Annotated in this window: 11 protein-coding genes; 7 read left to right on the top strand and 4 right to left on the bottom strand. The window is 37.0% G+C overall.

Annotated features, from left to right (window positions below; all coding sequences use genetic code 11):
• Positions 1-101: 101 nt before the first annotated feature.
• Complete coding sequence (locus ODQ17_RS18820; protein WP_322905567.1) at positions 102-248, top strand: hypothetical protein; 147 nt, start codon at positions 102-104, stop codon at positions 246-248.
• Between the two features lie 41 nt (positions 249-289).
• Positions 290-721 (top strand): hypothetical protein, encoded by a 432-nt coding sequence (locus tag ODQ17_RS18815; protein ID WP_004790752.1) that lies wholly within the window; start codon positions 290-292, stop codon positions 719-721.
• Positions 722-736: 15 nt separating this feature from the next.
• Here ODQ17_RS18815 and ODQ17_RS18810 read toward each other — a convergent pair whose 3' ends face one another.
• Entirely contained in the window at positions 737-1,174 is a 438-nt protein-coding gene (locus ODQ17_RS18810; protein ID WP_016146110.1) for a PaaI family thioesterase, read from the bottom strand.
• Between the two features lie 179 nt (positions 1,175-1,353).
• On the opposite strand from ODQ17_RS18810, the gene ODQ17_RS18805 reads away from it, so the two are divergent.
• On the top strand, positions 1,354-1,761 hold the full coding sequence (locus tag ODQ17_RS18805; protein ID WP_322905565.1) for a GFA family protein: 408 nt from the start codon (positions 1,354-1,356) through the stop codon (positions 1,759-1,761).
• A gap of 55 nt (positions 1,762-1,816) precedes the next feature.
• On the opposite strand, the gene ODQ17_RS18800 is transcribed toward ODQ17_RS18805, so the two are convergent.
• Positions 1,817-3,052, bottom strand: coding sequence for a pyridoxal phosphate-dependent aminotransferase (locus tag ODQ17_RS18800; protein ID WP_002118408.1), 1,236 nt, complete (start codon positions 3,050-3,052; stop codon positions 1,817-1,819).
• A gap of 208 nt (positions 3,053-3,260) precedes the next feature.
• Here ODQ17_RS18800 and ODQ17_RS18795 point away from each other — a divergent pair, with 208 nt between their 5' ends.
• Positions 3,261-3,440 (top strand): hypothetical protein, encoded by a 180-nt coding sequence (locus ODQ17_RS18795; RefSeq protein ID WP_002118942.1) that lies wholly within the window; start codon positions 3,261-3,263, stop codon positions 3,438-3,440.
• Between the two features lie 30 nt (positions 3,441-3,470).
• Here the strand turns inward: ODQ17_RS18795 and ODQ17_RS18790 are convergent, their stop codons facing one another.
• Both ODQ17_RS18790 and ODQ17_RS18785 read right to left on the bottom strand, forming a co-directional pair.
• Entirely contained in the window at positions 3,471-4,910 is a 1,440-nt protein-coding gene (locus tag ODQ17_RS18790) for a sensor domain-containing diguanylate cyclase (protein ID WP_199986631.1), read from the bottom strand.
• 175 nt (positions 4,911-5,085) lie between these two features.
• Positions 5,086-5,877 (bottom strand): A1S_2505 family phage non-structural protein, encoded by a 792-nt coding sequence (locus ODQ17_RS18785; protein WP_004790757.1) that lies wholly within the window; start codon positions 5,875-5,877, stop codon positions 5,086-5,088.
• Between the two features lie 180 nt (positions 5,878-6,057).
• Here ODQ17_RS18785 and uvrB point away from each other — a divergent pair, with 180 nt between their 5' ends.
• The 3 genes from uvrB to rarD form a co-directional block, all read left to right on the top strand.
• Entirely contained in the window at positions 6,058-8,079 is a 2,022-nt protein-coding gene (gene uvrB / locus ODQ17_RS18780; protein WP_174740113.1) for an excinuclease ABC subunit UvrB, read from the top strand.
• Between the two features lie 93 nt (positions 8,080-8,172).
• Entirely contained in the window at positions 8,173-8,760 is a 588-nt protein-coding gene (locus ODQ17_RS18775) for a lipocalin family protein (protein ID WP_005307444.1), read from the top strand.
• Positions 8,761-8,870: 110 nt separating this feature from the next.
• Positions 8,871-9,544 (top strand): EamA family transporter RarD (rarD, locus tag ODQ17_RS18770; protein ID WP_322905561.1); only part of this gene is annotated, 674 nt, incomplete at its 3' end.

Below are 9,544 nucleotides of genomic sequence, written 5' to 3'. Positions count from 1 at the left end.
AACCAGGGACCTGCGGATTAACAGTCCGTCGCTCTACCGACTGAGCTATGGGAGAATCTGCATGCGATTATAAGGAGATTTTGAGAAGGGTCAAGTCTAAATTGTCATGTTTACTTCATTTTTGTGTTGTATGCTTTTTATTTGATCAGTTGAGTGCTGTGTTAAGAAATTACTTGCACTTTAAAAAGTCAATTGCTAGATTCAAGAAAGAACAAGCGTTTGGAGAAATCCAAACAGTGTGGATTTAAACCAACTTGCCAGCACTAAAATGGCTAAATCGGAGATAAGTATGAAAACACTTACGATTGCTTCTATTTTTTCTAATTTTGATTTTTATCAACAAAATTATCTTAATGTCTTAACTCAATCAGAATCTTATTACACACCTGTAGAAGATGCATGGATTGATGCTTATCCTTTCAAAAAACAGAATTTATATTTAGGCGATTTACTGCAGCTTTGGTTTAGTTCTAAATGGAATGTGCATAATTCACTTAAAATTTTAAAAAGCTCGAAATTATTAAACTCCTCTAAATCTCTATATATTTTTCAATTGGAAGGGGAGTTATTGTTGGGTAAAAATAAAGTATTAGCTTGGTCTACTGAGCATCAAGAAATTATAGAACTTCAACTTAAAAATATTTGGGCACCTTATGTGATTGCGCAAACTTGTGAACGTCCAAATAATCAAGATTACTCAATAAAAAAGGCAGCGGTTTAAGGCTGCCTTTAATCATTAGGGACGAATAATCATGCAGGTTGCTGTTGCATAGGCATACAGTTTACCTTCCTCATCAATAATCTTTCCTTCGGAAATACCTAAATTTTTACTTAAATTAATGACTTTGCCTGTCGCAATTAAAGGATGGTTCTTTGGAATCGGGCGGCACATTTTCACGTTAAGGTCGATTGTGCCATAGCCTACACCCGCAGGTAACATCGTGTGTACTGCACAGCCAGTTACCGAATCTAGGACGGTGGCAGCAAAACCACCATGCACTCCACCGAGTGGATTTAGATGGTTATGATCAGCTTGGGCTTTAAAAGTAACAGATCCTTCCGAGATTTCAGTAGGTTGCATAGGTATGGTTTTGCTAATGCTTGCAGGAGGAATATGGCCTTCTATCATGGCTTGTAAAAATTCAAGACCAGTCATTTCCATCGGATTTTTCATTTTTTGAGTCCTTTAATTCTTTAAGTTCTAAAATAGAACTTGATGTTAAATTAGGCGTTAAAATATATATTGTCAAGTACAAGAAATATAGGCCACTTTATAGTTTATGAACTTGTAAATTTTGGTTGAGCAGAATATTTTATAACTCTAAAAATATAAACTTCTTATGGAAAATAATAATGAATGGTCAGTGTTTATGTGGTGAAACAACTTTTGAAGTTGAATTAAAAAATCATGATGTACATGCTTGCCATTGCTCGATGTGTCGTAGGCAAACCAGTGGTGTCATTATGACAATTGATGTGGTCAAAGGTAGTTTAAAGTTTATTCAGCAAAAGCATCTTAGTGTATTTAACTCTTCTGACTGGGGAGAACGAGGTTTTTGTAATGCTTGTGGAACAACAATTTTTTGGAGAACGAAAGATCAAAGCTACTGCAACATCAATGCATTTTCTTTAAATGAGCCAGTAGAAGACTTGAATTTGGATATGGAAATTTTTATTGATTCAAAACCCGATTTTTATAATTTTCAAAATGATACAAAGAAATTGACTGAGGCTCAGGTCACTGCGTTATTTAACCTATAATAATTTTAATTATAAAAAAGGGCCTCAATTTTGAGGCCCTTTTAATTTTTACAGATTATTTCGCAGCTTTTTCAGCTTCGATTGAAGCGATAGCAGCATCTACACCTTCAATTGAGTCAGCAGCTTTTTTGATACGTGCTAACGCATCAACAAGTACTTCATCAGCTGTTGCATATGAAATACGCATAAAACCGCCTAAACCAAATGCATCACCAGGTACTACTGCTACGCCAGTTTCTTCTAATAACCATTCAGAGAACTCTGTGCAAGATTTTAAGCCTTTTGCACGAATAAGAGGACGAATGTTTGCATAGGCATAGAAAGCGCCATCAGCAGGTAAGCAAGAGATACCTTTGATGTCATTTAAGCCGTTTACAACTAAGTCATGACGGCGTTTAAACGCTTCAATCATTGGTTGTAAAACGTCTTGTGGGCCATTCAATGCAGCTTCAGCAGCAACTTGCGAAATAGAAGTTGGGTTAGAAGTTGACTGTGATTGGATCTTTTTCATTGCACCAATGATTTTTGCTGGGCCGGCTGCATAGCCAATACGCCAACCAGTCATTGCATATGCTTTAGAAACACCATTTAAAACAATCGTGCGGTCATATAAATCTGGAGCAACTGTTGCGATGTTGTAGAACTCATCTTCCCAACGAATTGGTTCATACATATCGTCAGATGCAACAAATACTTGTGGGTGGCGACGTAGAACTTCAGCTAAAGCTTCTAATTCAGCTTTGCTATAAATCATACCAGTTGGGTTAGAAGGGCTGTTTAATACAACTAAGCGAGTGTTAGGTGTAATAGCAGCTTCTAATTGTTCAGGAGTGATTTTGAAGCGTTGGTCTTCGCCACATTTCACAATGACTGGAGTACCTTCAGCAATAATGACCATATCTGGATAGCTTACCCAGAAAGGTGCTGGAATGATAACTTCATCGCCTTTGTTTAATAGAGCAAGTGCCAAGTTAAAGAAGCTTTGCTTACCACCACATGAAACCAAAATCTGATTCGCTTGATAATCAAGATTATTATCACGCTTAAATTTAGCAATAATTGCTTTTTTTAATCCAGGAGTACCATCTACAGCCGTATATTTGGTGAAACCATTATTAATCGCTTCAATTGCAGCATCTTTGATGTGTTGCGGGGTATCAAAGTCTGGTTCGCCAGCCCCTAAACCAATCACGTTCTTGCCAGCAGCTTTAAGTTCAGCAGCTTTGTTGGTTACAGCAAGTGTAGGGGACGGTTTGATAGCATTGACACGATCAGAAAGACGTACGTCCACGGCAATATTCCTCTTATGGGATTAAAAAATAAAAAGCATACTATCTTATCGCAAAAATTAAGTAATTTGCGGATGTGGGTATTTTTAGATGTAAAAAAGTTTGATTTAAGAAAGATTTTGTCGCTGTTTTATTCAATTGAAGCTTTTTTGGAAAGAAATGATAAAAATCATTTATAATAAGTCGCAATCGAAATTTCGAGAATGAATCATGACTGAGCAACAGCCAAAACAGAAAAAGGCTTTGGTGAAATTGCCATTCCCAATGCCGAATGAAAGCAATCAAGCCGATGATGCGGTACACAACCAAGTACGTCCTAAACCAGAGCAATACGCAGATAGAACGTGGATGCCTCCACGTGGTACGCGTCGTTCTATGGGAAAACGCTAATTTTGAAAAACAGGCAATATGCCTGTTTTTTTATTGATTGAGTAAAATCTCCTGATAATAACTTTTTTTCTTTTGATACATGTGATGGTCCGCTCGCTTTAACATGTCCTCAATTTGTTCATTTGTTTGAGTAGTTGCATGTCCAATTGCGATGCTAATTGGGTGACTTGAATAATATTGATTGTCGATATTAAAAAGTTCCTGAATGGTTTGAAGCATAATAAGAACATTCGCCTCATCTGCCCCCGGCATTAAAATCACGAATTCATCGCCACCTATTCTAGAAGCCGTATAGGGCGTATTTAAAATGGCCTGACTTAAAATATTTCCAACGCGACGCAATAAACCATCCCCAATATCATGACCAAACTGATCATTGGTTTCTTTTAAACCATTCATATCTAAGAAAATTGAAGAAACAGGGCGAATAATGCTTCGATTTAAACGATTCAGTTCTTCTGTAAAAAAGGCACGGTTATATAGTTTGGTAAGAACATCGTGTTGTCCTAAATATTCAAGGTAGTTTTCCGCTTTTTTTCGTGCCGTAATATCGGTAAGTGCAACTTGTACCAGTCCCCAAGTCTCTTCGTATCCGGGAAAAACGGTAAATTGAAGCAACACATTTCTTATTTGGCCATCTAAAGCGTAGTTAATGGCTTCACGTTTATGATGAATATTACCCTGCCATAATTCGATGAGTTGTTCCCGAAAGGTTTCAATCATCTCTTCAGCAAAAACCTTATGTGTATTTCTGAAAAGTGTGGATTTATCAGGGGCCTTAAATAAATCGAGAGTTGCCTGATTAACATCTAGAATCAGAATATCTTCTACACACTGACGGACAAATTCAGGATGAACATCTAGAAAAGTTCTAAAATCTTCAATTCCCAATAGCCTAAGTTGATCAATTCTATTTTTTATACGGCTGAAATCTTCGACCCAAAGTGACGTGGGTGAGTAGATAAACATGGATTCAGCCAAGCGACGATTTTTTTCTTCTTCACGAAGCGCATTTTGATAAGGCGTTACGTCTTCGGTGGTAATTAATACACGTTCAAAGGTTGATTCAGAACCGGGTAAAATTGATCCTCTTAACTGAACATCAATACGTTTGCCCGATAAAGTGTAATTTACAGTAGTGCTTGAAAAATGGGTCTTACCATTCCATAGTTCTTGTAATTCATTAATATGTGATTCAAACATCTCTTTTTTAAAAATAAGATTTAAACTCGAATATAGTTCTTCGTGAGTTTTTGCTTCAAAAAGTTCTAATGTTTTTTGATTCACACGAACAATTTTAATTTTATGGGCACATTCAATAATTAAATTTTTATTTTGGCTTAAAAATTCATGGAGGTTTTCAATACCTTGATTTCTCCATAGATCAAATTGTTGTTTAACTTCACTGAAATCCTCAATCCACATTGGAATTGGGCTAAGGTCAAAAATTGAAGAATCTAAAGTTTCCATATGTTTCTTTAAGTATTCAGTTCGCCTTAAAGTATAATGAGAAAAATTAAGATTTGGGAATATAAAGCACTTAAATTTATTAGAATAATTAAAAATAAGAAAATTAAATGTAAGTAAAAATAAAATAATGAGAAAGCAGATATTATCTGCTTAACTCATAAATTTATTAGAGAAATTAACGATTAATAGGGTGGTCAATATTCTTTTCACCACGCCATAGTTTGATAAAGTCTTGCTCGTCAAAATCATAAAGTTCCATGAGTGCAACGACTGCGCTCACAAAAATCATGGCACCCTCAGAGTTTCCATGCAGGTCAAAAATTTTACCATTGAGCTTACCTAAAATATCACTAAGCTCATGATCGCGGCCTCGGCCATAACGATCCCGAGGGTATAGCTCTTCATTTAAAACAATAAGAGCAATTGCTTTTTCAGCAGCTGATAAATCTGTTTTATCTAAGGCTTCTTCAAAAGATTCACTTCCATGATTGAAGTAAAAAATTACTTCATCATTAATGAAACTTTTTACCATCTTTTGAGTTAATGTTGGAAATTGTGAAACTGCATTATCTTCAACATAAGGTTTAAAAGATTCTGGAAAGATAACGTTGTGATCGATATCTTTAAAGAGTGGTGCAATTTCAGAGACTTTATAACCTGCAATACCACAACCTAAAGCAGTGACAAAATATTTCATTTTAGGATGATTTTTTGCATATATCTTAAAATCTTCAACGTAGTGCTCGATTTGTGAAAGAGGCATTTGTTGAATATGTTCATTTAAAGTTGGAATTGCAAAGCTTTGACCAGCCCAGCCGCGCCCCACACCTTCAACTGCTCCGAAGTGTTGACTGGCAACGCGTGCTGCGCCGCTACCATGCTGTCCAGCAAGGTTACTACCAAATACAAAAACTGTATCTTCTGGAAGTTCGGTTACAATACTTTCATCATGATATTGATAGGTCATAGTTATGCTTTTTATTTAATGGATAGCTTCATGTTGCAACTGATTATAGTATTGGTCAAGTGTTAAGATGCTTAATCTTTTACATTGAATTTCCAACTCAATTTGCACTTTAAATTAAGATAAAAATCCCCATTAAAAGGGGAGACGTTAAATTCAATTTTTTCATAAAGAGAGATAACTTTGAACGAAAATCAACCTTTTGATTTGGTCACTCATTATCAGCCAGCAGGTGATCAGCCACAGGCAATTGAAAAGCTGGTCAATGGTATCGAGCATGGTTTTCGTAATCAGTTATTGCTAGGGGTAACTGGCTCAGGTAAGACCTATACCATGGCAAATGTGATCGCTCAAACACAGCGCCCTACAATTGTGATGGCCCATAACAAAACTTTGGCTGCCCAACTTTATGGTGAGTTTAAGTCTTTCTTCCCTAATAATGCGGTTGAATATTTTGTAAGTTATTACGATTACTACCAGCCAGAGGCTTACGTTCCATCTTCGGATACGTTTATCGAAAAAGATGCAGCCATTAATGATCACATTGACCAGATGCGATTATCTGCAACACGAGCTTTATTAGAACGTCGTGATGCAATTATTGTCGCGTCGGTGTCTGCAATTTATGGTTTGGGTGATCCAAATGCTTATATGCAAATGTTGCTGCATGTGGTTGAGGGTGACCGTGTAAGCCGTGATGAAATCATCCGCCGTTTGGTTGAAATGCAATATACGCGTAATGAACTTGAATTCTTACGTGGTACATATCGAATTCGCGGCGAAATTATTGATATTTTCCCAGCAGAATCTGATCAACATGCCATTCGCATTGAACTATTTGATGATGAGGTTGACTCAATCCGTTGGTTTGACCCGCTAACCGGTAAAATGGTTCGTAAAGTTTCTCGGGTAACGATCTATCCAAAAAGTCACTATGTCACGCCAAAAGATCATTTAACACGTGCCATTGATACAATTAAGGATGAATTACAAGATCAACTTAAATTCTTCCGTGAACATGACAAATTGCTCGAAGCACAGCGTATTGAGCAACGGACACGTTACGATCTGGAAATGATGCAACAGCTGGGTTATACCAATGGTATCGAAAACTACTCACGTCATTTGTCTGGACGACCATCTGGTGAAGCTCCGCCGACTTTATTCGACTATATTCCAGAAGATGCTTTGCTGATTATTGATGAGTCACACGTTACGGTTCCACAAATTGGAGCGATGTATAAAGGTGATCGGTCGCGTAAAGAAAACTTAGTAAACTATGGCTTCCGTTTACCAAGTGCGCTTGATAACCGTCCAATGAAGTTTGAAGAGTGGGAACGTATTGTACCGACCACCATTTTTGTAAGTGCAACACCTGCTAAATATGAATTAGAAAAGTCAGACCAAATCGTTGAGCAGGTGGTACGTCCAACAGGTCTCATCGATCCTGAAATTGAGATTCGTCCTGTCTTAACCCAAGTGGATGATGTTCTTTCTGAAATTAATATTCGTAAGAATTTAAATGAAAGGGTATTAATTACAACTTTAACGAAACGTATGGCAGAAGATCTGACTTCATATTTAAAAGAATATGGCGTTAAGGTGGCTTATCTCCACTCAGATATTGATACGGTTGAACGTGTCAAAATTATTCATGAATTACGTACAGGCGTATTTGATGTTTTAGTCGGTATTAACCTGCTACGTGAAGGTCTGGATATGCCAGAAGTTTCTTTGGTCGCTATTTTAGATGCAGACAAAGAGGGCTTTTTACGTTCGGAACGTTCACTCATTCAGACAATTGGTCGTGCTGCACGTAATGTAAAAGGTAAAGCAATTTTATATGCTGACCGGATTACTGATTCTATGCAAAAGGCAATAGATGAAACTGATCGTCGTAGAGCCAAGCAAATTGAATTTAATGAGTTACATGGTATTACGCCACGTAGTGCGGTTCGTCAGGCTGTCAAAGAAATTGACTCGGGTGAGGTACTTTCAGATGACGAAATTGATGAAAAAGTACTTGAACAAGCACAAGCATTGAGTGCCGATGAAAGACATATTCTTTCAGACCCTAAATTGTTTAGTAAACATATTACTAAGCTTGAAAAAGACATGTTAAAGGCCTCGAAAGATTTACAGTTCGAGCAAGCAGCGCGGATACGTGATGAAATTCTTCGATTAAAAGCGCAGATGTTGCAATAAATGAATACATAACGCTACATAATGTGTTTAAAAAACAAGCTACTGTAGATATTTGAGTTCTTTTGTATTCACAACTAATCGTTGAGGGCAACAATGGCATTTCGAAATAATGTTCCGCAAGCCAGTTGGCGTTTGGCTAAAATTGCGTTAGGCGGTGTCGTTTTGGCTGGTTTAGCTGTTGGAACCTATGTCTATGCTCAGCCGAAACCCTTACAAACTGTTTATAAAGTTGAACTGGACCGATATTTAGGTGTTTGGTATGAAGTCGCCCGTAAGCCTGCATTTTTCCAAAAAAAATGTGCTTATAACGTATCTGCAACTTACACCTTAAATGAAAATGGAAATGTGGTTGTAGATAATCGCTGCTATGACAATAGAAAACAATTACAGCAATCTATTGGTGAAGCCTTCGTGGTTAACCCGCCATATAACAGCAAATTGAAGGTGAGTTTCTTACCGGAAGCTGTGCGATGGATTCCAGTTATTCGTGGAGATTACTGGATTTTAAAAATAGATGAAGACTATCAAACTGTTTTAGTGGGAGAACCTTCTCGTAAATATCTTTGGGTATTATCAAGAACTCCTCATCCTGAACAAGAAGTGGTGGATGAATATCTAAATTATGCAAAAACATTGGGTTTTGATATTCGCGATATTATCCGTACAGAACATAAAGAATAAATGTAAATGTCTGATTAAGAAAAAACCATGTTTTCACATGGTTTTTTCTTTTTTATAGTGGATAAATCAAGTATTGTGGTGAGCTGTTTTTACTAAAGTCTAAGAGGGTGGTGATGTTTAAGGGCGTGAGCTTGTCTGTCATGGCATCTGTCACTTTTGGTGTACTTTATTTTTATACTCAATTGTTAGGCCAGCTTGATAGTGAACAAACTTTCGGATGGCGGATTATTGCAACAATCCCATTTCTAACTTTGTTTATGTGGTGGAGTGGCGATTTAGCGTATATCAAAAATATCTACCAGCGTATTTTGGCTAAGCCATCTTTATTATTATTGTTAATCACAACCTCCGTTTTAACTTCAGTCCAACTTTGGCTGTTTTTATGGGGGCCTATGCATGGACGAGGCCTACAAGTATCTTTGGGATATTTTCTATTGCCACTTGTTTTAGTATTGGCTGGAAGTGTGCTATATGGCGAAAAAATATCAAAATTTCAATGGGTCGCAATTATTCTTGCTGTCATTGGCGTGGGCCATGAAATCTGGCGTTTAGGAAGTATTGCTTGGGAAACTGCATTGGTTGCGGTTGGCTATTCTGCCTACTTTTTATTACGTAAAAAAATTAAAACAGACAATTTAGGCGGCTTTTGGTGGGACTTAGTCATTATTTTGCCGATTGCGATTTATTTAACCCATACGGGTTTACTCCCTTATAGCAAATTTATAGATCAACCGAGCCTTGCTTTGATCATTATTGGGCTTGGAATTTTAAGTGCTATTGGTTT

The organism is Acinetobacter sp. IRS14, assembly GCF_034650275.1.
Classification (GTDB): domain Bacteria; phylum Pseudomonadota; class Gammaproteobacteria; order Pseudomonadales; family Moraxellaceae; genus Acinetobacter; species Acinetobacter oleivorans.
This window is presented reverse-complemented; position numbering and strand designations above follow the sequence as displayed.

Coding starts and splice junctions, on each gene's coding strand:
- ODQ17_RS18775 (WP_005307444.1), top strand. CDS start 8,173: ATGGCATTTCGAAATAATGTTCCGCAAGCCAGTTGGCGTTTGGCTAAA.
- ODQ17_RS18785 (WP_004790757.1), bottom strand. CDS start 5,877: ATGACCTATCAATATCATGATGAAAGTATTGTAACCGAACTTCCAGAA.
- ODQ17_RS18815 (WP_004790752.1), top strand. CDS start 290: ATGAAAACACTTACGATTGCTTCTATTTTTTCTAATTTTGATTTTTAT.
- ODQ17_RS18790 (WP_199986631.1), bottom strand. CDS start 4,910: ATGGAAACTTTAGATTCTTCAATTTTTGACCTTAGCCCAATTCCAATG.
- ODQ17_RS18810 (WP_016146110.1), bottom strand. CDS start 1,174: ATGAAAAATCCGATGGAAATGACTGGTCTTGAATTTTTACAAGCCATG.
- ODQ17_RS18805 (WP_322905565.1), top strand. CDS start 1,354: ATGAATGGTCAGTGTTTATGTGGTGAAACAACTTTTGAAGTTGAATTA.
- ODQ17_RS18795 (WP_002118942.1), top strand. CDS start 3,261: ATGACTGAGCAACAGCCAAAACAGAAAAAGGCTTTGGTGAAATTGCCA.